General features: G+C 64.0%; 22 protein-coding genes. 12 read left to right on the forward strand and 10 right to left on the reverse strand.

The window, feature by feature from the left end:
• The first annotated feature begins 3 nt into the window (after nucleotides 1–3).
• From A4F85_RS03020 to A4F85_RS03040, 5 genes are all read left to right on the forward strand, one after another.
• On the forward strand, nucleotides 4–948 hold the full coding sequence (locus A4F85_RS03020) for an FHA domain-containing protein (RefSeq protein WP_063325614.1): 945 nt from the start codon (nucleotides 4–6) through the stop codon (nucleotides 946–948).
• A gap of 199 nt (nucleotides 949–1,147) precedes the next feature.
• The gene (locus A4F85_RS03025) at nucleotides 1,148–1,483 is read left to right on the forward strand and encodes a hypothetical protein (protein ID WP_223275358.1); all 336 of its coding nucleotides are present in this window, start codon (nucleotides 1,148–1,150) and stop codon (nucleotides 1,481–1,483) included.
• Between the two features lie 93 nt (nucleotides 1,484–1,576).
• Nucleotides 1,577–1,984 carry a GFA family protein gene (locus tag A4F85_RS03030; RefSeq protein WP_063325615.1) on the forward strand — a complete coding sequence of 136 codons (408 nt, stop codon included), beginning with the start codon at nucleotides 1,577–1,579 and terminating at the stop codon, nucleotides 1,982–1,984.
• Nucleotides 1,985–2,529: 545 nt separating this feature from the next.
• Complete coding sequence (locus A4F85_RS03035) at nucleotides 2,530–3,264, forward strand: Crp/Fnr family transcriptional regulator (protein ID WP_063325616.1); 735 nt, start codon at nucleotides 2,530–2,532, stop codon at nucleotides 3,262–3,264.
• Nucleotides 3,265–3,383: 119 nt separating this feature from the next.
• Entirely contained in the window at nucleotides 3,384–3,542 is a 159-nt protein-coding gene (locus tag A4F85_RS03040) for a DUF3309 family protein (RefSeq protein WP_034398712.1), read from the forward strand.
• Here the strand turns inward: A4F85_RS03040 and A4F85_RS03045 are convergent.
• Nucleotides 3,539–4,327: a GGDEF domain-containing protein gene (locus A4F85_RS03045; protein ID WP_080736917.1), complete on the reverse strand. Its 789-nt coding sequence runs from the start codon at nucleotides 4,325–4,327 to the stop codon at nucleotides 3,539–3,541. The two genes, A4F85_RS03040 and A4F85_RS03045, sit on opposite strands and share 4 nt — an antisense overlap.
• 150 nt (nucleotides 4,328–4,477) lie before the next feature.
• Entirely contained in the window at nucleotides 4,478–4,702 is a 225-nt protein-coding gene (locus A4F85_RS03050) for a glycine zipper 2TM domain-containing protein (RefSeq protein WP_013801898.1), read from the reverse strand.
• A 275-nt stretch (nucleotides 4,703–4,977) separates the two neighbouring features.
• Here A4F85_RS03050 and A4F85_RS03055 point away from each other — a divergent pair, with 275 nt between their 5' ends.
• Both A4F85_RS03055 and A4F85_RS03060 read left to right on the forward strand, forming a co-directional pair.
• Nucleotides 4,978–5,220, forward strand: a complete 243-nt coding sequence (locus A4F85_RS03055; RefSeq protein ID WP_013801897.1) for a hypothetical protein — start codon at nucleotides 4,978–4,980, stop codon at nucleotides 5,218–5,220.
• 21 nt (nucleotides 5,221–5,241) lie between these two features.
• On the forward strand, nucleotides 5,242–13,938 hold the full coding sequence (locus A4F85_RS03060; RefSeq protein ID WP_063325617.1) for a GH36-type glycosyl hydrolase domain-containing protein: 8,697 nt from the start codon (nucleotides 5,242–5,244) through the stop codon (nucleotides 13,936–13,938).
• Here A4F85_RS03060 and A4F85_RS03065 read toward each other — a convergent pair.
• Complete coding sequence (locus tag A4F85_RS03065; RefSeq protein WP_063325618.1) at nucleotides 13,935–14,654, reverse strand: Crp/Fnr family transcriptional regulator; 720 nt, start codon at nucleotides 14,652–14,654, stop codon at nucleotides 13,935–13,937. The two genes, A4F85_RS03060 and A4F85_RS03065, sit on opposite strands and share 4 nt — an antisense overlap.
• Before the next feature lie 301 nt (nucleotides 14,655–14,955).
• On the opposite strand from A4F85_RS03065, the gene A4F85_RS30225 reads away from it, so the two are divergent.
• The gene (locus A4F85_RS30225; RefSeq protein ID WP_013801894.1) at nucleotides 14,956–15,108 is read left to right on the forward strand and encodes a hypothetical protein; all 153 of its coding nucleotides are present in this window, start codon (nucleotides 14,956–14,958) and stop codon (nucleotides 15,106–15,108) included.
• Between the two features lie 88 nt (nucleotides 15,109–15,196).
• Here A4F85_RS30225 and A4F85_RS03070 read toward each other — a convergent pair whose 3' ends face one another.
• Nucleotides 15,197–15,520, reverse strand: coding sequence for a hypothetical protein (locus A4F85_RS03070; protein WP_071957174.1), 324 nt, complete (start codon nucleotides 15,518–15,520; stop codon nucleotides 15,197–15,199).
• Between the two features lie 158 nt (nucleotides 15,521–15,678).
• A complete protein-coding gene (trhA, locus tag A4F85_RS03075) occupies nucleotides 15,679–16,332 on the reverse strand; it encodes a PAQR family membrane homeostasis protein TrhA (protein WP_063325619.1) in 654 nt (217 codons plus the stop codon).
• A gap of 206 nt (nucleotides 16,333–16,538) precedes the next feature.
• On the opposite strand from trhA, the gene A4F85_RS03080 reads away from it, so the two are divergent.
• The 3 genes from A4F85_RS03080 to A4F85_RS03090 all read left to right on the forward strand — a co-directional run bounded on the left by A4F85_RS03080 (nucleotide 16,539) and on the right by A4F85_RS03090 (nucleotide 18,858).
• Nucleotides 16,539–16,952 (forward strand): CopG family transcriptional regulator, encoded by a 414-nt coding sequence (locus tag A4F85_RS03080; RefSeq protein ID WP_034394959.1) that lies wholly within the window; start codon nucleotides 16,539–16,541, stop codon nucleotides 16,950–16,952.
• A 10-nt stretch (nucleotides 16,953–16,962) separates the two neighbouring features.
• Entirely contained in the window at nucleotides 16,963–18,078 is a 1,116-nt protein-coding gene (locus A4F85_RS03085) for an extracellular catalytic domain type 1 short-chain-length polyhydroxyalkanoate depolymerase (RefSeq protein WP_063325620.1), read from the forward strand.
• Between the two features lie 339 nt (nucleotides 18,079–18,417).
• Entirely contained in the window at nucleotides 18,418–18,858 is a 441-nt protein-coding gene (locus tag A4F85_RS03090) for a hypothetical protein (RefSeq protein WP_013801890.1), read from the forward strand.
• Nucleotides 18,859–18,894: 36 nt separating this feature from the next.
• On the opposite strand, the gene A4F85_RS29215 is transcribed toward A4F85_RS03090, so the two are convergent.
• Nucleotides 18,895–19,374, reverse strand: a complete 480-nt coding sequence (locus tag A4F85_RS29215) for a GNAT family N-acetyltransferase (protein ID WP_082848097.1) — start codon at nucleotides 19,372–19,374, stop codon at nucleotides 18,895–18,897.
• A 178-nt stretch (nucleotides 19,375–19,552) separates the two neighbouring features.
• Nucleotides 19,553–19,990 (reverse strand): acetyltransferase, encoded by a 438-nt coding sequence (locus tag A4F85_RS29220; protein ID WP_082848098.1) that lies wholly within the window; start codon nucleotides 19,988–19,990, stop codon nucleotides 19,553–19,555.
• Between the two features lie 627 nt (nucleotides 19,991–20,617).
• On the opposite strand from A4F85_RS29220, the gene A4F85_RS03105 reads away from it, so the two are divergent.
• On the forward strand, nucleotides 20,618–20,998 hold the full coding sequence (locus A4F85_RS03105) for a hypothetical protein (RefSeq protein ID WP_063325623.1): 381 nt from the start codon (nucleotides 20,618–20,620) through the stop codon (nucleotides 20,996–20,998).
• 49 nt (nucleotides 20,999–21,047) lie between these two features.
• Here A4F85_RS03105 and A4F85_RS03110 read toward each other — a convergent pair whose 3' ends face one another.
• The 3 genes from A4F85_RS03110 to A4F85_RS03120 all read right to left on the reverse strand — a co-directional run bounded on the left by A4F85_RS03110 (nucleotide 21,048) and on the right by A4F85_RS03120 (nucleotide 23,330).
• Entirely contained in the window at nucleotides 21,048–22,334 is a 1,287-nt protein-coding gene (locus A4F85_RS03110) for an arsenic transporter (RefSeq protein WP_063325624.1), read from the reverse strand.
• A gap of 128 nt (nucleotides 22,335–22,462) precedes the next feature.
• Nucleotides 22,463–22,966 (reverse strand): arsenate reductase ArsC, encoded by a 504-nt coding sequence (locus A4F85_RS03115; RefSeq protein ID WP_063325625.1) that lies wholly within the window; start codon nucleotides 22,964–22,966, stop codon nucleotides 22,463–22,465.
• A 40-nt stretch (nucleotides 22,967–23,006) separates the two neighbouring features.
• The gene (locus tag A4F85_RS03120) at nucleotides 23,007–23,330 is read right to left on the reverse strand and encodes an ArsR/SmtB family transcription factor (protein WP_013801883.1); all 324 of its coding nucleotides are present in this window, start codon (nucleotides 23,328–23,330) and stop codon (nucleotides 23,007–23,009) included.
• Between the last annotated feature and the right edge of the window lie 105 nt (nucleotides 23,331–23,435).

Genomic DNA, 23,435 nt, shown 5'->3' on the forward strand with positions numbered 1-23,435 from the left:
GCGATGGCCCTCTTTCGTAACCAACTCGACGGCCGCATCGTCGTGCTGCGGCCCCTGCATACCTTCGGCCGCCACCCCTCGGTCTGCCAGACCGTCATGAAGGCGCCCGACGTCTCCCAGGTCCACGCACTGTTCCGCTGGAACCGGCAGACCTGGGAAATCGTGGACCAGAGCCGCAACGGCACCATGCTCAACGGCGTGCGCCTGGTCGCCGGCCGCTGGACCGTTTTGGCGGTGGGCGCCAAGCTCAGCATGGGCGAAGGCGCAGAAGCGGCCTGGACCGTGGAAGACCTGGGACCGCCCATCACCTGCCTGAGCCCCGGCCCGGGACTGCCCCAGGACGGCCCCCTGGCCCTGAACCCGCGCGGCACCCTGCTGCCCGACGCGCAGGAGCCCGAAGCCAACGTCTTCTTCGAGGACGGCCGCTGGCTGCAGGAGTCCGGCGACGGCACCGAGCCCCTGGTCGATGGTGCCATGGTCCACACCTCCGCAGGCAGCTGGGAATTCGTGCAATGCGACGACCTGGAATCCACGCGGGAAAGCAGCTTCGACCCGCGTGCGCCCAAGCCGCCGGAAGTGTCCTTTCGCTTCACCGTCAGCCAGAACGAAGAGCACGCCAGCCTGACCGTCATGAGCGACGGCAAGCCCATTGCGCTGGGCGAACGCATACACCACTACACCCTGGTCACCCTGGCCCGCGTGCGCCAGCAGGACGCAGAAAAAGGCCTGGCCCCCGCAAGCCAGGGCTGGATAGAACTGGAGGCACTCTCACGCATGCTGGGCGTGGAGCCCTCGTACGTGAACATCCAGATCTTCCGCGCCAAGCACCAGATCCTCAGCGCCCTGCCCGAATGCGCCGCCTCGCCCGCCCTGGTGGAGCGGCGGCGCGGCAGCCTGCGCTTCGGGGACTTTCCGTTCGAGATCGAAGGCGGGGCGCGCAGCGCCTGAACGGCGAACTGGAACGGAGAACGGCAGGCACACGGCGCATCGCTAGCCGCATGTAATCAGCTGTAATTTTCTTGTTGTGCACACGTGAATAAAGTGGGAACCGGTTCTTGCCGCCTGAGGTGCGAACCCTCTCACCCTCCTCACGGACCGGGTTGCCCGAGTCCACTGGCGCACCTGGAAGACGCAAATGAGCATGGACATGCGACGTGTACTGTTGATCCCCGCCAGCGCGCGGCCTGTTGACCCTGGCCTGGCCAGCCTTTCCATGGACGCACAGGTCTGGGAAAACGGCTATCCCCTGGTCGTAGGCAAGGCCCGCCACGGCCTGCTGCAGGACTTCTGGCGGCACTACTACGGCGAATCCGCCGCCATGTTCGTGGCCTCCGACCAGCTGCTGGAACTGCACAACGACATCATGGCCGCCATCCCCGCCTGCGTGGGCGAGATGCCCGTGCTGCGCTTTCTCAACGACCTCGGAAGAATGTGCCTGCAGGCGCATGGGGACGGCAGCGGGCTGCAGGTCATCGGCGACTGACGAAACGGATGACTCCTGGGGTTGCCGCGCGTCCCTCTCGCGGCATTGGGGCGCATGCACAATTGCATGCGCCTTTTTTGCGCCCGACTGACCATGAGCAATGCCCCGGATAGCCCCCCTCTTGCCCTGACCGGCAGCTGCCTGTGCGGCGCCATCGCCTATAAACTGCGGTCCAGCCCCAAGGCCGTGTCGCACTGCCACTGCCGCATCTGCCAGAAGGCCCACGGCGCCGCATTCGCCACCTACGGCAGCGTGCCGGTCAAGGACCTTGTCTTCACTCAGGGCCAGGAGCAATTGCGCTCCTTTGCCTCATCGCCCGGCATCACGCGCTGCTTTTGCCAGCAATGCGGCTCATCGCTGACGTGGCACAGCGCGCATTACGCAGAGGGCTCCTGGATCTCTGTTGCTTTGGCCACGCTGGATTCGGAGTTGGCGGTGGGTGGGCAGCGGCATGTGAATCGGGGGATGGGGATGGGGTGGGTGGATTTTGGGATGGGGTGATCGGGGGCTGGTTCGGCCAGGAGCGGCTGTTTGCGACGCCCGCCTGGGTTGGCTGCTTCAGGCTGACCTGCGACATTCACGGCGCAGTGCGTGAGTGGCTGCAACGGTCAAGACCGGTCACTCGCTGGTTGTTCTGCAAGGCGCTGCCGGCGCCCAAGTTCCGAGATTTTTGAATTGGCGGTCATGGCGCCTTCCGTGCGTGGCATTTCTTCGTTTTTTTAGTTGCGTAGGCCGGCCAGCGTTATTTTTGGATCTATTTTTGCTATTTTTCTGTTCGCCAGCGCACATCATGGAAAAAATATTCTGGATGCGCAATTAAATGACCTCATCTCGGATTCGGCAGCAGAACTGATTTTCATATGAAAAAGCCGCTTTCCCGGCAGCGGGCTTTGCGTACGCAGCCGCACATACATGGAATCAAAAAAGCACCATGATCAATAGTGCGGCCTGCTTGAACAGAAAAATTATCTGATGACCCGGCTTCAGCGTCAGTCATCGAGGTATCCATCACGAGAAATGAACGAAACTCATTTCATTGGAATTGTATGAAAAATTCGGGCGCCAATCATGCCAATATTGAAAACAGGATAATACGCCTGCTTTATCCTGCATCGGCAGATCACTTTGTTGAGCACTGTGAAATCTTCGAATTGATCGCATTATCAGAATTGAGCAAAGCAGGCAACCCTTTGGAGCACGCTTACTTTCCTGAAAGCGGATGCATCTCTTTGGTCATGGAAATCAACAGCAACCATTCCCTGGGACATTCCCTGGGAATAGGCATGGTAGGGAATGAGGCGATGGTCGGGTCAGAAATCATTCTAGGCCATGCAACACCTCTTCCTTGGAAGATCTTGGTACAGCAATCTGGTACCTGCTGGCGAATAAGCCGCACGGATTTAGAAAAGCAGTGCACAGAGATCCCCATGCTCGGTGAACTGATTAAAAAATTCATACTTGTGCGCTTGCATCAACAGGCACGTTTCACAGTCTGCCTGAACTACCATACGGCAGCCTCCCGTCTGGCCCGATGGCTGTTGATGAGCAGCGACCGATGTGCCGGCAGCTTTCATGTCACACAGCAATTCATGGCATTGATACTGGGCGTACGGCGTGTCAGCATCACCAACATCGCCAGCAGATTTCAGAACGACGGCATGATTGCCTACAAACGTGGTGAGATGATGGTATTGAACCGCGCAGCGCTGGAAAACAGGGCGTGCAGCTGCTACGCGGCAGACAGACAAATCTATTCAAGAATCATGGGCGCCCCGGCCTGAAAGGCCAAAAGTCAACAAGTCAAAAATCCAAGGACGTGCGCCAGCGCACAGACCATCGCTTGGAAACACGATGCAATGCAACTCTACGCCGTGCATTGCAAAGCGCCTTGGAGAGCATCATGAGTCTGACCACCATTCTTCTAATCGTCCTGATCCTGGTGCTTGTAGGCGCTCTGCCTTCATGGCCCCACAGCCGTAGCTGGGGATACGCTCCCAGCATTGCGATAAGCCTGCTGGTGGTGGTGGTCGTGGTATTGCTGCTTACGGGGCGGGCCTAAGTGCCCTCAAAAACACTGAACTGATAGCCGCTGCGCATGCGCTTGGCCCGATACATGGCGCGATCCGCATCAGCAATCAATTGCTCCGCAGACACAGGCCATTCGTGTGCGATCACGATGCCCATGCTGGCCTCCACTTTCAGCTCCAGCCCGTTGCAGTGAATGGGGTTGGCTATTTCCCTGCAGATCATTCTGGCCAAGGCGCGCAGCTGCTCCATTTCCGGAGAGGGCTCCAGCAGGCATGCGAACTCGTCGCCTCCCAGCCTGCACACCAGATCCTCGCGGCGGATGAAGGATCTCAGGCGGCCCGATACGACCTTGAGGACTTCATCTCCTGCACTGTGGCCATGGAGATCGTTGATTGTCTTGAAGCCATCCAGATCCATATACAACACCGCGATGGGAATGGCCTGGGGCATGGCAAAGCCGATCGCTCTGGAAAGCCGATCCAGGAATGAGAACCTGTTCGGCAGGGAGGTCAGATGGTCATGTGTCGCCAGGTGATGCGCTGCGCGTTCATCCGCCTTGGTCCTGTCAAGCTCGAAATGCGCCTTTCCCAGGGCGATACGCGTGTTGTGCAACTCCTCGCGCAGTGAATCGCATTGCCGCTGCAGGCCTTGCAAACAGGCTTCAAGCCCCTTGCGCATTCGATTTTCCACGGAGACGCCCAGCCAGTGATTTCGCTCGAAATCCGACTGGATGGCGTGGGGGCGAAGGCCTGCTTCGTCTGCAAAAAAAGCACCTGTTCTTCTTGATCCGATGTGCCTTGGATACCTTTGAGCCATGGTGTTCCTCAGAATTCGCCATGCTTGAGGGAAACGGATGATTCGCAGATCCGGAAGATGAATATCGCCTTCACCATTTCACAGACAAGCCCTTGATCCGCCAGCGATTTCTGCATGACCATGCAGGATGCCAAGCCTGCATGGCACGGTTTACTTCTTGTCCTTGCCGACCTGGTTGCCGATGACTCCACCGACCGCAGCACCACCGACCGTTCCCACAGCGCTGCCTCCTGTGAGCACGGCCCCGCCGATCGCTCCTGCACCCGCACCGATCGCCGTGCTTTGATCCCTTTTGGACATATTGCCGCAGCCGGCCAGGCCCATCAGCAGGACTGTCGCCGCCAGGGCGAGCGCATTGACCTTGATTTTTTTCATGGGAGAACCTCTTTGAAACGTAGTGGACTGGCGCATGGCGCGGAGGCTGCCCGCCCTGGTCAGGAACGCCGTCCACCGCACCCACGCGCTGCGCTGTGCCTGCCATGCCATCCCACAGTGGCCTGTTCGCACATCGCCGTCGGTGCGGTAGGGCACATCGCCGCGTGTTGCCCGTGAATGTTCGTCTGCGCACAGACGCCGCGGCCTGCGCCCCCTACAAGAGGGCATGTGTCCAAGGGATTGCATCCGCGCAATCCGCACCAGGAGTTCCGCCCATGCCCCGCTTTTCCAACCTCGTCCCGACCTGGGACACCTCCTGCGTCGGCGGGCCTGCCAGCCTGTCGCAGATGGATCGCCTCATGCTCACCGAGCACCTGGCGCACTGCGATGCGCTGAGAAGGCCATTGCTCGCGCTTTGGACGGGATTCACGGCCATCCACCGCATGCTGGGCGAGCGCACGCTGACGGGAATGCTGCTGATCGCAACCCTGGCCGCCGTCGTGTGGCTTGCTCTGTAGTGCGCTGCCCGGAAGCCATGAATGCAAATGCGCAAGCGCTGGAAATGGATACCGCCACATATCAGCCACCTGCTGGATGCCCGCCATGGAGAAGTCCTGGCACCCATCAGGTCGGAGCTTTTTGGCTGCGCATACTTTGAACAGTATGGGATGACCCTGGGGGGCGCGCATGCCGTGGGCCGCCCCCGTTTTGGCCAGGCGACGTTCTATCCACGTCTTGAAAACAATCTCAGATCCCTGCGCACCTCATTCAGGTACATCGCCGGCCTGCACCAGGAGGGCCATGAGCTGGGATCCGGCGCAGAGTGGCTTTTCGACAATTTCCACCTGATCGAGGATCAGCTGCGGGAGATCAGCGAAGGCCTTTCCACCCGCTACTACCGCTCGCTGCCCGTCTTGCAGGAGGCCCCGCTCACAGGCCTTCCACGCATCTACCAGGTGGCATGGTCCTTTGTCGCCCACACCGATGGTGCCTTCGATGAATCGCTATTGACCTGTTTTCTTGACGCATACCAGAACAAGAGCGAACTCAGCCAGGGTGAGCTCTGGGCGCTGCCCACCACGCTGCGGGTGATTCTGGTCGAGAATTTGAGGCGCCTGGCGGAGCGGATTGCGTGCCAGGCGGCGGCCAAGGAGGTGGCCACACTGGCTGCGGGCCATATCGACAGGCTCGATGCCGTCGGCTTCCACGAAATCCACCGCTTGATGCAATTGCGCGGTGTAGGCCAGGTCTTCCTGTCCCATCTGGCGCAAACACTCTTTGGGCATCGCTCGGTCTTCAGCGACGGCGCGTACATGCAGATCGAAGAGTGGCTGCGCAGTGCAGTGCCCGATCTGGCGGCACTGCAGATTCAGCAGCATGCCGACAGCGCGGCCGACCACCTGAGCGTGGGCAATGCGGTGGCCTCGCTGCGGCTGGTGGGCGCCGGAGACTGGCCCGGTATCGTGGGCAGGACCAGCCTGGTCGTGCGCGCACTGCAAGCCTCGCCCGTTTTCCTGGCCGAGGACGATGCCAGCCGCAACACTACGCTGCATGGCATAGAGCGCCTGGCCGCGCGCAGCCCTGATCGCTCCGAGGCCGCCGTGGCCAGGGCCCTCATCCGGTTGATGGGCCAGTCGCAGGGCGCAGCCCAACTGGCCGGGTACTGGCTGCAGGGCGAGGGACGCGCCCAACTGGAGGACATGTTCGGCGCGCGACGGCCCCTGTCGGACCGCTGGTATGCCATCCTCCTGGTGTCGCGCACGGTCACCTACATCGGCGCCGTTGTGGCAGCTTCGCTGGCCCTGGTGGCATGGATGCTGCACCTCAACGGCGCAGGCAATGCCGCCGCGATGCAGGGTCCGCTGGGGCCCCTGGGCCCGCTGGACGCATGGGTGGGCCATGCAGGCCTGGCCCTGCTGGGACTGCTCATGTTTTTCCCGGCCTCCGAGGCGGTTTTGGCCCTGGTGAACCGGCTCATATGCGAGTCCGCAACTCCAGCGCATCTGCCGCGCTTTCTCTTGAAGGAGGGGATCGGCCCCTCGGCGCGCACCCTGGTCGTCATTCCTGCGCTGCTGAGCAAGCCGGCTGCCATCTCCGAACTGGCACACCGCCTGCAGCTGCACTATCTCGCCAATCCCGAGCACTGTGTCCATTTCGCGCTGCTGAGCGATTGGGCGGATGCGGACCGGCAGGGCACGGCCGACGATGAGCCGCTGCTCGCGCAGGCACGCGAACAGATACAGGCGCTCAACCTGCGCTACCCCGCCGGCGAGGGCCAGGCGCAGCGCTTTTTGCTGCTGCACCGCCCCCGGTCCTTCAGCGCGACGCAGGGCCTGTGGATGGGCTGGGAGCGCAAGCGCGGCAAGCTCGAGCAACTGGTGGCCGCGCTGGCGACGGAAATGCCAGCCCCCTTCCTGGAGATGGGCGTACTGTCCGACCTGCCTGCCGGCGTGCGCTATGTGCTGACGCTGGACAGCGACACCGAACTGCCGCCGGGCCAGGTCAGGGCCTTGGTAGGCATCGCCGAGCACCCGCACAACCAGCCTGAACTGGATGCCACCGGGCGCAAGGTCATACGCGGCTACGGCATCCTGCAGCCGCACGTGGTGTCGCCCTTGCCGCAGACGCGGCAAACCTCTGCCTGGCAGTGGCTTTTTTCCGGACAGCGGGGCATGGACCCCTACAGCGCAGCCACTTCGGATGTGTACCAGGACCTCTTTGGAGAAGGCAGTTTCATCGGCAAGGGCCTTCTCCATGTGCAGGCCCTGCACGCCGTGCTGTCGCAGCGCCTGCCCGAGGACCGCATCCTCAGCCATGACCTGCTGGAAGGCTCGCTGGCCCGCTGCGCGGCGATCTCCGATGTGACCGTGATGGAGTCGGACCCGCTGCACAGCGACACGGCAGCAGCCCGGCTGCATCGCTGGGTGCGCGGGGACTGGCAATTGCTGCCCGTGCTGTGGCACGGCAGGTACTGGCAACTGGCGGCCATCCACCGATGGAAGCTGTTCGACAACCTGCGCCGCTCCCTGGTTGCGCCCGTGTCGCTGCTGCTGATCGTGCTGTCCATGGCAGGACATGGCCTGGCCCTGCCTTTGTCCCTGGCACTGGCGGCGGCGGCCTGCATCACCGGGCCGTTGATAGGCGCCATCGCCGGTGCCCTTCCGCACCATGCGCGATTCGTGGGCAGCCGCTTCGCCCTGCAGTGCGCACGGCAGTTGCTGCAGGTGGCACTGTCCGGCGCGTGGTACCTGGCGCAACTGCTGCCGCAGGCCATGCTCCACGCGGATGCCGTGGCCCGCACGCTGTACCGCATGGCCGTAAGCAAAAGGCATCTGCTGGAATGGACCACCGCCGAAGCATCCCATGCCGCCATCCGGCCCGGCTGGGCGCCGGCCTTGTCAAGGCACTGGCACAGCACCGTGCTCGCGCTTGCGCTGCTGGCGGCCCTGTGGCTGCTGCCCGCCCCGCTGCCAGCCGCGGCATGGCTGCTGCTGTCCGCCTGGGTTTTCACCCCGGCCCTGGTCTGGCTGTGCAATGCCCCGTGGCGGGCCCCTTTCAGCCATGCAGGGCTGCAGACCACAGACCGCGAACTGCTGCAGGACATTGCGCGTGACACCTGGCGGCTTTTCGAGCGCTGCGTGGGCGAAGGCGACAACCACCTGCCCCCGGACAACCTTCAGACGGCGCCGTTCGAGGTGCTCGCCCACCGCACCTCTCCCACCAACATCGGCCTTTATCTGCTCAGCGCCGCCTGTGCGCGGCAGTTCGGCTGGATCGGCACCCAGGATCTGCTGATGCGCCTGGAAGCGACCTCGGCCACGCTGGCCAGGATGGAGCGCCACAACGGCCACTTCCTCAACTGGTATGACACCCAGAGCCTGCAGCCGCTGCTGCCTCGCTATGTCTCCACCGTGGACAGCGGCAACCTGGGAGCCCATCTGCTTGCCATATCCCGCGCCTGCCTTGAGCTGGCCCGCGCCCCGCTGGATCCTGCGGCCAGCCAGCAGGCGATCCATGCGGCCAGGCGCCGGTTGAAACCCTGCCTGGCGGGCGCAGCGCGCCTGTTGCAGCGCCCGCTGCAGCAGACGGCTATCGGCCAATTGCTGGACAGCCCCCTGGCCGATCCCGCAGACATATCGGCCCAGATGATGCTGCAGGGATTGCTGCGCGACGCCTTTGCGGAGCTTCACGCGCTCGATCTGCCGGAACCTGGGGCCGTGGCCGACACCCCGCCCGGGCCGCAGGACCCCTTGCCATGGCTGCTGGCCGACCTGCTGGCCACCCTGCAGTCGGCGGCCCTGGACGTCAGCGCCGTCGGCGCGGGGCAGCAAGATGCGATCTCCCTGCGCCTGCGGACGATGGCCCACACCCTGGAACAGCTGGCGTGGGATGCGGATTTCCGTTTCCTGCTCGACCCGCGGCGGCAATTGCTGCACATAGGCTACCGGCTCGAGGAGCAGCAACTCGACGCATCGTTCTACGACCTGCTGGCCTCCGAGTCCCGCACCACCAGCTTGCTGGCCATTGCCAAGGGCGACCTTCCCGCCAGGCACTGGAAGGCGTTGGGCCGGCCGTTCTTCGCCCATGGCCGCAACGCGATTTTGCGGTCCTGGTCGGGGTCCATGTTCGAGTACCTGATGCCTTCGCTGGTGGCAGTGGAGCCAGCGGGCAGCGCGCTGGACGAGGCCAACCGCTGCGCACTGCGCGAACAGATGGCTTTTGCCAAGGGCCTGGGCATTCCCTGGGGTATGTCGGAAAGCGCCTATGCGGCGCGCGACCAGTCGCTGGCCTACCAGTACGCCTCCCAGGGAGTGCCCTGCCTGGCACTGCGCCGCACGCCGATGGCAGAGAAAGTCATCGCCCCCTACGCCACGGCGCTGGCCTGCCAGGTGGCGGCGGTACCTGCGTGCGCGAACTTCCGCGCGCTGGCCGCCCTGGCTGCGCGCGGGCGCTATGGCTTCTACGAGGCCCTGGACTTTTCTGCCGCACGGCAAATCCATGGCGGAAGGTTCACGCTCGTCAGCACCTACATGGCCCATCACCAGGGCATGACCATCGTGGCCCTGGCCAATGTGCTGCTGCAAGGGGTTGCACAGCGCTGGGGCTCTGACCACCCCCGCATCCAGGCCATGTCCACTCTGCTGCAGGAGCGCACCCCCCGCGAGCTTGCAGGCCTGAGGCCCGGCGCGCTGGCCGCACCCTTTTTGCATGCCCAGTCCCGAAGGCCTGCCAACGCGATCCGCACCGTCGTCCCGGGGGCCCGGGCCCTGGAGCCGACCCTCTTGCTGAGCAATGGGCGCTACAGCGTTGCATTGCGCGCCAACGGAGCCGGATGGAGCCGCCTGGGCAACACCCACATCACGCGCTGGCGCGACGACCTGCTGCGCGATGCGCACGGGAGCTTTGTCTACCTGCGAACGGACAGGGACAGCGCCCCGGTGTCCGTGACCCGCAGCCCGGCACCCGATCCGCAGGCGGCCTACACCAGCACGTTCCACCCGGACCGCATGTGCTTCGATGCCCGCTGGCCGCAATGGCGTGTGCGCACCACGGTCTGGATCAGCCCTGAAGACGATATCGAGCTGCGCAAGGTCGTGCTGAACAACCTGGGTAACCTGCCCATGGACGTGGAGCTGATATCGGCCATGGAGGTGGTCCTGGCCGGCGCGGGCGCGGACGAGGCCCACCCGGCGTTCTCCAGCATGTTCGTGAAGGCGCACTGGCTGGCGCAGCAGCAGGGCATGCGTTTTGAGCGGGTTGCCCGCCACAAGGAGGAGAAGGTGGTGCAGATGGCCCATTTCGTGGCCGGCACGCAGGGGGAGGTCCTGGGCCTGCGCTACCAGAGCGATCGGGCGAAATGGGCCGGCCGCAATCACGCGGCCAGCCAGCCGCAGGCGTGCCTGGAGCCCGCACCGGGTGAAGCTGTCGCGCTGGACACCGGCCTGGATCCCGTCGCCGTGCTGGGCGTGCGCATGCGCGTGGGCCCTGGCGGACAAGTGAGCGTGGTGTTTGCGACGGCCGCCTGCGACAGTGCCAGCACCCTCATGGCCATCCTGGACAAGTACCGCCAGCCCAGCTATGTGGAGCGCACCTCCGTGATCTCCGCCACCTTGGCGCAGGGCCAGGATGCCCTGCAGCACCGGCCCCGGCCCGAGTACCTGCCGGCACTGCAACTGCTGGGCACGGCGCTGATGTTCACCCTGCCCAAGCTGCAGCCCGGCCTGCACCCGCATCGCGCAGGCGCCGTCCGCCTGCCGCAGATCCAGGACCGGCGCGTGCTGTGGCAGTTGGGCCTTTCGGGCGACAGGCCGATCATCGTGGTGAGTGCCGCGGCGCCCCAGGGCCTGGGCCTGCTGCGCATACTGGGACAGGCCCTGGGCGAATGGTCGCGCGCTGGCGTGGCCTGCGACCTGGTCGTGCTCAGCAGCGAGTTCCACTCCTACTACATGCCGGTGCAGGCCGAGCTGAACGCCATCGGCGAACAGCTTGAGGCGGCCGGCAACGCCCGCCCAGGGCTCAGCACGACAGGCTTTCATGTCCTGGGCCAGGACACGCTCACCCCCGCGCAGGCAGCCTGCCTGGAGCGCCTGGCATGTGTGCGCCTGCATGCCGATGGCCGTGCATTGCTGCAACAGATCCATGCCTGGAGCGAGCAGTTCGAGGCCCAGGCCAGCCGGCGGCGCACAGCGCATCTGCCCCAGAAAATACCGGTCCAGCCAAGCCGGGGCTCGGCTGTCCCCGCATCGACCGGACAGTTCCTCGGCGACCATGGCCACTTCCAATTCGATGTCAGCGCATCCCGGCGTCCGGGCAGGCCCTGGATCAACGTCCTGGCCAACCCCGGCTTCGGAGGGCAGATATCCGAAAGCGGCGCAGGCAATACCTGGGCGATCAACAGCCGGCTCAATCAGGTCACGGCCTGGTCCAATGATCCCGTCTGCGACATGCCGTCCGAGTGGTTTTTTCTCCAGAACCGACGCACACGCGAGACATGGAGCGTGCCCCCCAGCGCCTGGGGGCATGCCCAGGCCCGCTACAGCGTGGTGCATGGCCAGGGCTTCACTGAAATCGCCCACCGCCACGGCGACCTGGGCATCCGCGCGCGCTGGTGCGTGGACATCAGGACGGCCGTCAAGCAAGTGCGCATCACCGTGGTCAACCATGGCAACTCCAAGATGCACCTGAGGATGGCGGGCATGGTGGAGTGGATGCTGGGCGAGCGCCGGGCCGACCGCGCCACGCTGGAGACCATGGCCCTGTGGGCACCGGCGCCCGACAAGCGCTTTCTGGGCCTGCTATGCACCCAGACCGAGGCTGCAGGCGGCTTTGGCGGCGGCACGGCTTTCTTCTGCGAATCGCATGCCGGCGAAGGCACCCTCGCGGGAAAGCACGACAGCCTTGACTGGACCTGCGACCGCAGCGAGTTCTTTGCATCCGACGGACATTTGCAGCTCCCGGCACAGCTGGGGCAGCGCAGCGGATACGGGCTCGAACCCTGCGCAGCCCTGTCGCGCCTGGCCACGCTTCGGCCCGGCGTGACCTGGGAGCAGACCTATCTGATCGGCCATGCAACGAGTCCCGATGCGGCGCGCCAGTTGCTGGAGCAAGCCACCGTCCTGGCCCCCCAGGCACGAGAACAGGCCAACAGCGACTACTGGGATGGCCTGCTCCAGGCCACGCAGATCCACACGCCCGATCCGCTGATGGACGTGCTTGTGAACCGCTGGCTGCCCTACCAGACGGTCTCCTCGCGGCTGTGGTCCAAGGCCGGTTTCTACCAGGCGGGAGGCGCCACCGGTTACCGCGACCAATTGCAGGACGCCATGGCGCTTGTCTGGGCCGATCCCGGCGTGCTGCGGCAACAGATCACGCTGTGCGCCTCACGGCAATTCCTCGAAGGGGACGTGCAGCACTGGTGGCATGCGCCTTCGGGTGCCGGCGTGCGCACCCGCTGCAGCGACGACCTGCTGTGGCTGCCCTTCGCCTGCTCGCACTATCTCCAGGCCACTGGCGACACGGCGCTGCTGCAGCAGCAGGTTCCGTTCCTGGAGGCGCCCGCCATTGCCGACGGCGTGGACGATGTCTACGAAACACCGGGCATCAGCGAAGTTTCGGCTTCGGTCTACGAGCATGCGGCGCGCGCCATCGACCGCAGCCTTGCCGTGGGCGTGCACGGCCTGCCCCTGATGGGCGCAGGAGACTGGAACGATGGCATGAGCGCTGTTGGTCACCAAGGCCGGGGCGAATCGGTATGGCTCGCCTGGTTCCTGTGCGCCATCGTCACGGACTGGATACCGCAGGCACGCGGCTGCGGCGACGAAGCACGTGCCGACGCCTGGCAGACAGCCCTGGCCGGCTGGCGCCAGGCCCTGGATGTTGCGGGCTGGGATGGGCGCTGGTACCGGCGGGCGTTCTTCGATGACGGCACGGTGCTGGGCTCGGCCCGGCAGCCCGAGGCGCGCATCGATCTGATTGCGCAGGCCTGGTCGGTCCTGGTCACCACGGCAGGCACCTCGCGCCCGCGCATTGCCATGGAAGCGGTGGACACGGAGCTGGTCCAGCCCGATACAGGCCTGATCCCGCTGCTGGCACCGCCCCTGGTCCATGGCCTTCCGCATGCGGGCTACATCCAGGCCTACCCGGCAGGGGTGCGGGAAAACGGCGGGCAGTACACCCATGCCGGAGCGTGGGCCGTGATGGCCGCCGCTTCGCTGGCCCTGCGCCAGGCGGCGCACGCCACCGCCACCGCCACCGCCACCGGCAGCGAGCGCCTCCAGGACACACCCTACCGGTACTTCACCTACCTGAGTCCGGCCCATCGCGCCAGCCATCCCGTATGGGGCAGCCAATACGCCATCGAGCCTTACGCCATGGCAGCAGACGTATACACCCTGCCCCCTTTTGTCGGACGGGGCGGATGGAGCTGGTACACGGGCTCGGCTGCATGGATGCATCGCGCCGCGGTGGAATCCATCCTGGGGCTGCACATCCACGCCGGGGAACTGTTCTTCACCCCTTGCCTTCCTTCCCATTGGCCCCAGGCCGAACTGGTATTGAAACGGGAGGGCCGCAGCATGCGCTTTCTCCTGATTCGCGGCAGCACCGACGCGCTGGCGGCCAGGTGTGACGGGGAGGGGGCGGTCATGCTCCAGGTATCGCAGAGGCTGCGCTGGACAGAGCTGGCAGCGCACAGCTGCTTTGTCATCCCTGTGCAAGAGGCCGCGATCGGGACCTAGCAAGCCGTGATGTCCGGCAGCAACCGGTCGTACTCTTTTCTCACCACCGCATAGCACTCGCAGGAGCGCTGCTCCAGGCCCGTACGGTCCAGCACACTGATGCGGCCACGCGAATAGCGGATGATCTCGGCGCGCTGCAGCTTCAGCGCGGCCTCGGTCACTCCCTCGCGGCGGACTCCGAGCATGTTGGAGATCAGCTCCTGCGTCATCACCAGGTCCGTGCCCTGGAGCCGGTCCAGGCTCAGCAGCAACCAGCGGCAAAGCTGCTGGTCAAGTGAATGGTGACGGTTGCAGACGGCGGTCTGGGCCATCTGGGTGATCAACGCCTGCGTGTAGCGCAGCAACAGGTGAAGGACCGGGCCACCGCGCTCGAACTCCGCCTGCATGGCGCCGACCTTCAGCCGATAGCCCCTGCCGGCGCTTTGAACGACCGCCCTGCTGGTCGTGGACCCTCCGCCCATGAAGAGGGAAATGCCCACAATCCCTTCGTTGCCCACCACCGCGATCTCCGCCGACGCACCGTTCTCCATCACGTACAGCAGGGAGACGATCGCCGTCGTGGGAAAGTACACGTGACTCATGACCCGGCCCGCTTCATACAGCACCTGACCCAGGGCAAGCTCCACGGGCTCCAGCGCAGGCTCCCACCGCTGCCATGGCTCGGGCGGCAAGGAGGCGAGCAAATGATTGCCGGTGGACGCGGCGCAAAAGGGCATAAAGGCAATTCCAGTGCAGTCATCCCGGCACTTCAAGAGAGTCTGGTGACAGCAGAAATGAAGCTCTTGCATCTTACGGGCCAGGCCCACCGGCTCTGTGCGGTACCGCACATACCGGCAGTGGCATCTGTGCCTGGCCCTGCGGGCCCCCGCATCCAGAAAGCCCCCCGAAAACCCTTGTGCCGCCACGCTTACAACATAATTTGTCTGCGGCCGGTTTGACTACATCCCATCACCTGGACCAGGAACACAGTGGACTTTCAGGAGCCATCTTGGCTTTTGAAGACCATAGGAGTTTCACATGTCCGTTTCCCAGAATACGCCAGGCAAAAGCCAGCAGCCCGTTGGCCAGCCCAGCAAGCCCCAGCCACAGCAAACTGCTCCCAAGCAGCATCAGCCGGGCTCCGCTGAAGAGCAAAAGAAGCAAGCCCATCAAGGGCAACCGAAGCAGTAATCCAGCCGCTCCGTAACGAAAAAGGGCCCTCGGGCCCTTTTTGATTTCAATGGACGCAAAAGACGGGTTTCTGCATTCGGCCGGTCCATCAATCCTTGTGTTTGATCCACGTGGCTCCAGCCGCCTCCCCGCATCCGGCGCCCACCAGGCCACCGACGGCGCCCCCAACGAATATTCCAACCGGTCCTCCCACGGCTGCGCCAAGTACAGACCCCAGTGCTGCGCCAAAAATCATGAACCCGGCCACCATGGTTGATTTGGACTCCCGCAAGGCCTCTGCCTTGCCCATTCGAATCTGTGCTGCCTGGTCGGGGTCCTGCGAAGGAACGCCGTGCCCTGGGACCGCCTGATCGGCAAGATCAGGGTCCTGCGGCCTGCCAAGCAGTGACCTCAGTGAAATCGATGCAGTCATGGCCTTCTCCTCGAAGATGAGGAAGAGATAGATGCACCCCGCCTCGACCATGTTTTAAGCCCATGCCAGAATTTTCGATGAGGTCCGCCCCGCCGAAATTGCGTAAGCAAACAGCCTCATCAGGACGGCAGGGTGTCGAAGCCATGAATGGCAGGCGGTCAGGCCAGCAAACCGGCTACCGCGACGGTATGGCAGGCGCTGCCGGCAACCACGAACAGATGCCAGATGCCGTGCGCGTGGCGCATGCTCGCCAGACGACGGTAGAACACCGTTCCTGCCGAATAGAGCAGTCCGCCGGCGAGCAGCCAGGCCAGGGTCTGCGCGCCATGGCCAAAGGCCACGGGCACCGCGCCCCCCAAGCTGAGCCAGCCAAGGCTGATGTACAGGGACAGGCGCGGCGGCGAATCGAAACCCAGTGCACGTATCGCACCCTGGAATGCGAGCCCCCATACGCCGCCAAGCAGCAGCCAAGCCCACAAGCCAGGGGGCGCCATCAAGGCAAAGGGCGTGTGGCTGCCGGCAATCAGCAGGTAAATGCAGGCGTGGTCGACGCGCTGCCAGAAACGCTTGCGCACCCCGGTACAGCCATGAAAGAGGGCCGATGCGCCAAACAGCGCCGCCAGAGACAGGCCAAACACCACAGCGCCCACAATCTTGCGCGCATCGCCGCCGGCCACCGTTTCGCAGATGAGAACCACACTGGCCGCCAGGCCCACGGGCAGGGCTGCCAGATGACTCCAGGTATTGAACCGTTCGCCGGGCTGGCCCCAAACGCAAGGGCCGTGCGGCGAGCCTGCCTGCAAATCTTGCATGGAGCCTCCTGGCGCATGGCTGAGCAACGCCGGGCGCGGTGGCCCGGCCCGGCCACCTTACGGCCCAGACGTGACAGGGCAATGATGGCAACGGACACGCTGGAGAGCCCGTCCACCGGACACCACACGACGTGCAACGCCAAATTGAAACATTAGGCCTTGAAACCATCCCGAAGCCATCCATATGGATGGCATAAGGATGTTCCATGGCCACTACCACCTCCACCCCTCGCGTGAGCGAATCCGAAAAGCTCACCATCAATCTGGGCTATGTCGACCTGGGCCAAATCGACCTGCTGGTCGCCGAAGGCTTCTACGCAAACCGCAGTGATTTCATCCGTACAGCGATACGCAATCACCTGCGCAGCCACGCGGACGCGTTGCAACAGGTCGTCGCCCGCAAGATGCTGGTCCTGGGTATGCAGCATTTCTCCCAGGCCGATCTCCTGCGGGTGCAGGCTGCCGGGGAAAAGCTGCAGATCCGGGTGCTGGGCTTGGCCAGCATCGCGCAGGACGTGCCTGCGCAGCTGGCCGCAGAAACCATCGAATCCATCACGGTGCTGGGAGCGCTCCAGGCCAGCCCCGCCGTTCGTGCCGCTCTGGCCGGCCGCATTACCTGAGAACCATTCCATGAAACAGCTTTTTCACGACATGCTGGGCGAGGCTACACGCCTGACGCGCACTGGCAATTTGCTGGAAGCAACCGAGCTGATTCAGCGCACGTTGCGAGGCGAAAGCGCGCCCGCGCCCGCGCCCCACGGCAAGACAGCCGCAACCAGTCACAGGGAAGAAGGCTGGATCGTCGATGCCGAAGCCCGTTTCATCGACGATGCTCCCGAACTCGCCGTGCCTGCGGGCTCATCGCAGGCAGACACCTCCAGCGACGAGCAATGGCTGCGCGGCAGCTACTCGCACGGAGGCCGGCAGCTGGCCTATCGGCTGTATGTGCCGCCAGGCAGTGCACTTGAAGCGGGGCCTCGGCCGCTCGTCCTCATGCTGCACGGTTGCACCCAAGGCCCGGAAGACTTCGCCGCCGGCACGCGCATGAATGACCAGGCACGCAGGGCTGGTGTATTGGTGCTCTATCCTGAACAAACACAGCATGCGAACTCGCAAAAATGCTGGAACTGGTTCAAGGCCCAGCATCAGCAGCGGGGCCGGGGCGAGCCAGCACTGCTGGCGGGCCTCACACGCCAGGTGGTGGCTGACCATGGCGCGGACGCATCGCGTGTCTATGTCGCCGGACTATCGGCTGGAGGTGCAATGGCGGACATATTGGGACGCACCTATCCTGAGCTGTTCGCCGCCGTGGGTGTGCATTCGGGCTTGCCCGCCGGTGCTGCGTCCAATCTGCCATCAGCCCTCGAGGCGATGCGAAGAGGCGCAGCATCAGGCTCGGCCAGCGGTCCTAGCGTGTGTCCAGTGATCGTGTTTCACGGCGATGCCGACACGACGGTGCACCACGACAACGGCGCGGCCGTGGTGAATGCTGCACGCAGCGCGCAAAGTCCCCAAGGCGCACCTCGCGTCATCCAGGGCCATGCGCCGAACCGCCAGCGATTCACCCGCTCTGCCTATATCGCGGCCGACGGAAGTACCGCCATTGAACACTGGCAACTGCATGGCGCAGGCCACGCATGGTCCGGCGGCAGCTCAGAGGGCAGCTACACCACGCCAGGAGGAATCGACGCCAGCGCCGAGATGCTGCGCTTCTTCCTTTCGCACAAGCGTGCTCACGGCTGCTGACGCGCGGCACCGGCAGCAAGCTCGCGAGGAGGCCCTGGGCGGCAGCAACCGCTGCGGAGCAGCCGGCAGCTGCAGATTTCCGAACAATGGTCTCAGGCTGAGAGCTGACGCAGGAGCTTCAACATCGAATATCGGCGGCGATCAACAGTTGAACTTGATGGTCTCTGGCTGCAGTCTCCAAGAACCAGCATCGAGGGATTTCCGCAGCCCTTGTCGGCGTCCACCTCGGCCCGGCCCCTTGGCGACGATTCACCGTGCCATCAGGCAAAATCCGGAACATCGGGAACGCTTGGCGTCAGGTCTGCCGAGAGGCCCAATTTGAAGAATGGAAAAGTATCAATGGCACTGACGAAGAAGGGCGAGTTCTGGTACGGGACGACTTCCGGCGACACCCAAGCCGAGCTGCGCAGCTACAGCATTGCGAATCTTCATGAGGCCGTCCGGTTTGCCTCGTCCAAATGCGATTGCGGGTGCCGGACTTTTGCGCTGCAGACGGATGAGGAAGCCGGCGTGGCCATCCGCACCTGCACCGACTGCGGGCAGGAACACCTGATGGGCGACAGCGCGGAATATGTTGAAGAGGCCACCCCCGAGGCACACGAGTGCGTGTGCGAGAACGAGACGTTCGAACTGATGTCCGGCGTCTCCGTGTACGAGGGCACACACGACGTGCGCTGGTACTACATCGCTTGCCACTGCGTGGAATGCAACCTGGTTGGGGTCTTCGCAGACTGGAAGTGTGAAGCGGGTGATGCGGCGGCCTTCCTCGCCAAGGTATGAGCGCGTGGGATCAAGACGCGCTGCTCAAAGATCTGGTCAAGCGGGTTTGCCGGGTGCATGCAGGCGATAGCGCAAAAAACGAGTCCCCTCGATATCCAATGCGCCATCTGGCCGAAATCCCAGCTTGAGAATCCCTTTTATTCTGGTTCTTGAAGGTGGCAGCAAAATTGTGATGGAGTTCAGCCCCAAGCCAGTGAATGCACGTTTCACTATCTCTTGATAGATGGCCTTGCCACTTCCCCAGAACTTGGGGTGAAGCACCAAAGCGAGGTCGGCATCACCTTCCTCGTACTGCAAGCCGCCCCAGCCGGCAAATTGCTGATCAATTTCAAACGCCCATGGCCCATAGCCGTATTGCTGCCACTGGGCATCTTTTTGCTGAGCCCATTCATTTGCTTTCACCAGGTCGAAATTCGCACTTCCAAGCGGCATTTGTCGCAGCACATCTGGATTGTTGTTCAGCGAAACAATGTGAGCCGGATCAACTTCAGTGAGCCGCTTAAATTTCAAATTCATGCCTGTATCTGGTTGTCTATCCATCAAATTAAAAGCGTACAAAAACGGTGGTTGCCGACCGTGTATCTGAGCGTCAACCAAGGGGGCAGCAGTCCACAGTAAGGGGTTGCTGCTGCCGCAAAGCAGGCCCCATGCGAGCTGCGGCTTGGCTCGCCAAGCCGCAGCGGCCTGCTTCCAGCTAGCCCTGGTATCGCAGGTGAACAAGAGGATAAGGGCGTCCCTGCGAATCCACCTGCGAACGTCCAGTTTCAACGAACCCCATCCGTTGATAGAAGCCAACCGCTTGGGAATTCTGCATGTTGACGTCTGTGCTCAATGCCCCGTGCAGCGCCAATCCATGCTGCAACAACCTGCGGCCGATGCCGGTGCCACGGACATCCGGATCGATGAACAGCGCCTCCATGTGCGTGCCATCGATCAGCATGAAGCCATGGGGCTGGTCATGTTCATCGACAGCAACAGTCACCGGCGCATGAGGCAGAAACTCGACCACTTCGGCATCAATGGCCTTTCGATCATCGGGACTGAGAAAGTGATGGGTGGCGTCTACGGAACGCCGCCAAAGGTCAACCAGAGCGGCGCCATCTTCAGGACGTGATGTGCGGAGTGTGTACATGGCAACTTTGCAAATGATTCAGCGTTGCGTGAAGTATGACGGTACACACCCGCTAAGTCGTCGCGGCTCCTTTGAACGGCGCTGAACGCCGGCTTTGTGTCGGCAGTGGCTATTCATGGACTGCAGTAGCGGACCTCTAGGAGTCCCCTGGATCATCGTCAGCTACTTCCGTCGCTGGGCTGGGTTGACCCTTGGTGCTCGGATGACTGATATGCGGCCGTGATCGAAAGCTGACGATACGGGCATGAGTGCCAGCAATCGCTGCATCGCTGTCATCGACACCAACTGCGCGAATGGTGACTTAGGGCCGACAGCAGACAACTCCACCACTACGAGCTGCCTCCCCAAAAACGTCGCGCCCCCACCCTCCCGCGCTATCATCCGCCCCGGCCCCCTGTCCCGGGGCTGATGCTTCAAAACATCCGTCGTATAGCGGCACAGCCTCTCCGAAAGCGAGGCTTGGTACACCGAATCCATCAGTCAACGCAGATGCAATGGCCTGTGGATTCGATCCGCAATGGAGCACGGAACAATGAACGCCGTTTCTCTCGCCTGCGCGCCGTCTTTTGGCGCAGCCCCTCCCTCATGCCAGGCCTTTGTGCCCGGCCAACTGCGGAGGGACATGGCATGAACCCCGCCCAGCCCTCCCACACCACAGACAGCCACAGCACCCGGCAGCTGTCCAACGCCCTCACCCAGGTGGACCATCTCGTGCAGCAAGGCTGTGCAGAAATCTCCGCCATCGCCCAGTTGGCCCTGGCATGGCTGGAGACGCCCAAGGGCCATCGCCACACGGATGTGGTGGCCCGCGCCCTGCAAAGCATCCGCGACAGCGCCGAGACGCTGGCCGACTACGCCGGCACCGAGGCCCAGGCCATGGGCTGCGGGTTCGAGGACGCGGCCGAGATGCGCCGCGCCGAAGCGGCCGAGGCGGCGGCAAAGGCCATGGCCCACCTGTTCGAACGCCGCGCCAATATGCCGATGCCTGCGCAGGACGGCAGCAGCTGATGCGCCAGCGCGCCGGCCGGTCGGCGTTCAGCCCACGTTCAGACCACACTCAGCCCACGCTTAGCCGCAAGGCAAGCGCGACCAGCGTGATGGCAAGGACCGGAAGGGTCAGGACGATGCCGACGCGCAGGTAGTAGCCCCAGGCAATCGTCATGCCCTTGCGGGCCAGCACATGGAGCCAGAGCAAGGTGGCCAGGCTGCCGATGGGCGTGATCTTGGGGCCCAGGTCACAGCCGATCACATTGGCATAGACCATGGCTTCCTTCACCAGCCCCGTGGCCCCGGAGTGTTCGATGGACAGGGCGCCCACCAGCACCGTGGGCATGTTGTTCATCACGGAAGACAGGCCCGCCGACAGAAAGCCGGTGCCTATTGCGGCGCCCCACACGCCGCCGCCCGCAAATACTTCCAGCACCCTGGCCAGGGCGCCGGTCAGCCCAGCGTTGCGCAAGCCATAGACCACCAGGTACATGCCCAGTGAGAACACGACGATCTGCCAAGGCGCGCCCTTCAGGACCCGGCCTGCGCTGATGACCCGGCCATGGGCGGCGACGGCCAGCAAGAGCAGCGCACAGGCTGCGGCCACGGCGCTGACGGGAACGCCCAGCGGCTCCAGCCCGAAGAAGCCCAGCATCAACAGCGCCAGCACGGCCCAGCCTGCGCGGAAGGTGGCCAGATCCCGGATGGCGGCCGATGGGGGCTGCAGGCGCTCCAAGGCGTAGGTGCGGGGCAGATCCTTGCGGAAGAACAGGAACAGCACGCCCAGGCTGGCGGTTACGGCAACCAGGTTCACCGGCACCATGACCGACGCGTAGTCGTTGAAGCCGATGCCGAAGAAGTCCGCCGAGACGATGTTGACCAGGTTGGACACCACCAGCGGCAGGCTGGCCGTGTCCGCGATGAACCCTGCCGCCATGACGAAGGCCAGGGTGCTTGCGGCAGAAAAGCCCAGGGCCACCAGCATGGCCATCACGATGGGCGTCAGGATGAGCGCGGCGCCATCGTTGGCAAAAACCGCAGACACCACGGCGCCCAGCAGCACGATGAAGGCAAACAGGCGCCTGCCGCTTGCGCGCCCCCAGCGGGCCACGTGCAGTGCAGCCCATGCGAAGAACCCGGCCTCGTCCAGCAGCAGGCTGATGATGATGACCGCCACGAAGGTGGCGGTTGCGTTCCAGACGATGCCCCAGACGACGGCGACATCGGCCCAGTGCACCACCCCCAGGGCCAGTGCCACGATGGCGCCGAGCGACGCGCTCCAGCCGATGCCCAGGCCTGCGGGCTGCCAGATGACCAGGACAAGGGTGGCTGCAAAGATCAGGAGGGCCGCAAGCATGTGCTGTTTTCTTCGGGGATGTGCAGGCGGCAGAGGGAGCCGCAGCGGTGTCGGTGGCGGGTGTCGGTGGCGGGTGTCGGTGGCGGGCGTCGGTGGCAGGTGTCAGTGGCAGGTGTCAGTGGCAGGCTTCAGTCACGGGCCAGGTCGCGGGCAGACTGCTGCAGCGCATGCCTGGCCAGGGACGATGGCGGCAGGTTGACGAGCCGCTCCAGGCGCTGCCGCATGGCCAGCAGGGTCTGGCGGAATGCGGCCTGCCGGCCCTCGTCGCTGCCTTCGGCCTGCGACGGGTCCGCGTAGCCCCAGTGCGCGGTGGCAGGCTGGCCCGGCCAATAGGGGCATGCCTCGCCAGCGGCGCTGTCGCAGACGGTGATGACCAGGTCCATAGGGGGCGCATCAGGCGCGCCGAACTCGTCCCAGCTTTTGCTGCGCAGGCCTTCGGTGCACACGCCCGCCTGCTCCAGCGCCGCAATCGCCATCGGATGGGGCCGCTGGTTGTCGCGGGGGCTGCTGCCTGCGGAGTAGGCCTTGAAGCGCCCGCCGCCGAGGTGATTCAGAAGGCCTTCCGCCAGGATGCTCCTGGCAGAGTTGTGCGTGCACAGAAACAGGACGTTCAGGGGTTTGTCGGAAGTCATGGCAGGAAGTGTTCGGGGCGGGGAAACCGGGGGAGCAGCGTCAGCAGGACTTGCAGGACATGTCGGCCACCTCGCATGACGCACCTGCACAGCAGTTCTGCGTCAGGAAGCCGAGCAGGCCGTTCATGCGCTCATAGGCGGCGCGGTACACCAGGTTGCGGCTGGCCCGCTCCTGCGTCACCAGGCCCGAGCGGGTGAGTTCCTTGAGATGGAAAGACAGCGTGGTGTTGGCGGCGCCCAGGCTTTCTGCCATGACGCCCGGCGTCAGCCCCTCGGGCCCGGCCACGACGAGCGCGCGGAAGATGCGCAGGCGCAAGGGGTGGGCAAGCGCGGCCAGGGATTCGACGACTTCAGATTCATCCATGGGCGAATCATACGATATTTCAACAAATATGGAAATATAGGCCAAACCGGCGCTGACCGATCGTGCCAGCCCACGCCGATCCATGCGGATGGGCACCCATGGCTG

This window comes from Delftia sp. GW456-R20 (assembly GCF_001622915.1).
Lineage (GTDB): Bacteria > Pseudomonadota > Gammaproteobacteria > Burkholderiales > Burkholderiaceae_C > Comamonas > Comamonas acidovorans.

Coding starts and splice junctions, on each gene's coding strand:
- A4F85_RS03020 (WP_063325614.1), top strand. CDS start 4: ATGGCCCTCTTTCGTAACCAACTCGACGGCCGCATCGTCGTGCTGCGG.
- A4F85_RS03025 (WP_223275358.1), top strand. CDS start 1,148: ATGCGACGTGTACTGTTGATCCCCGCCAGCGCGCGGCCTGTTGACCCT.
- A4F85_RS03030 (WP_063325615.1), top strand. CDS start 1,577: ATGAGCAATGCCCCGGATAGCCCCCCTCTTGCCCTGACCGGCAGCTGC.
- A4F85_RS03035 (WP_063325616.1), top strand. CDS start 2,530: ATGAAAAATTCGGGCGCCAATCATGCCAATATTGAAAACAGGATAATA.
- A4F85_RS03040 (WP_034398712.1), top strand. CDS start 3,384: ATGAGTCTGACCACCATTCTTCTAATCGTCCTGATCCTGGTGCTTGTA.
- A4F85_RS03045 (WP_080736917.1), bottom strand. CDS start 4,327: ATGGCTCAAAGGTATCCAAGGCACATCGGATCAAGAAGAACAGGTGCT.
- A4F85_RS03050 (WP_013801898.1), bottom strand. CDS start 4,702: ATGAAAAAAATCAAGGTCAATGCGCTCGCCCTGGCGGCGACAGTCCTG.
- A4F85_RS03055 (WP_013801897.1), top strand. CDS start 4,978: ATGCCCCGCTTTTCCAACCTCGTCCCGACCTGGGACACCTCCTGCGTC.
- A4F85_RS03060 (WP_063325617.1), top strand. CDS start 5,242: ATGCAAATGCGCAAGCGCTGGAAATGGATACCGCCACATATCAGCCAC.
- A4F85_RS03065 (WP_063325618.1), bottom strand. CDS start 14,654: ATGCCCTTTTGCGCCGCGTCCACCGGCAATCATTTGCTCGCCTCCTTG.
- A4F85_RS30225 (WP_013801894.1), top strand. CDS start 14,956: ATGTCCGTTTCCCAGAATACGCCAGGCAAAAGCCAGCAGCCCGTTGGC.
- A4F85_RS03070 (WP_071957174.1), bottom strand. CDS start 15,520: ATGACTGCATCGATTTCACTGAGGTCACTGCTTGGCAGGCCGCAGGAC.
- trhA (WP_063325619.1), bottom strand. CDS start 16,332: ATGCAAGATTTGCAGGCAGGCTCGCCGCACGGCCCTTGCGTTTGGGGC.
- A4F85_RS03080 (WP_034394959.1), top strand. CDS start 16,539: ATGGCCACTACCACCTCCACCCCTCGCGTGAGCGAATCCGAAAAGCTC.
- A4F85_RS03085 (WP_063325620.1), top strand. CDS start 16,963: ATGAAACAGCTTTTTCACGACATGCTGGGCGAGGCTACACGCCTGACG.
- A4F85_RS03090 (WP_013801890.1), top strand. CDS start 18,418: ATGGCACTGACGAAGAAGGGCGAGTTCTGGTACGGGACGACTTCCGGC.
- A4F85_RS29215 (WP_082848097.1), bottom strand. CDS start 19,374: ATGAATTTGAAATTTAAGCGGCTCACTGAAGTTGATCCGGCTCACATT.
- A4F85_RS29220 (WP_082848098.1), bottom strand. CDS start 19,990: ATGTACACACTCCGCACATCACGTCCTGAAGATGGCGCCGCTCTGGTT.
- A4F85_RS03105 (WP_063325623.1), top strand. CDS start 20,618: ATGAACCCCGCCCAGCCCTCCCACACCACAGACAGCCACAGCACCCGG.
- A4F85_RS03110 (WP_063325624.1), bottom strand. CDS start 22,334: ATGCTTGCGGCCCTCCTGATCTTTGCAGCCACCCTTGTCCTGGTCATC.
- A4F85_RS03115 (WP_063325625.1), bottom strand. CDS start 22,966: ATGACTTCCGACAAACCCCTGAACGTCCTGTTTCTGTGCACGCACAAC.
- A4F85_RS03120 (WP_013801883.1), bottom strand. CDS start 23,330: ATGGATGAATCTGAAGTCGTCGAATCCCTGGCCGCGCTTGCCCACCCC.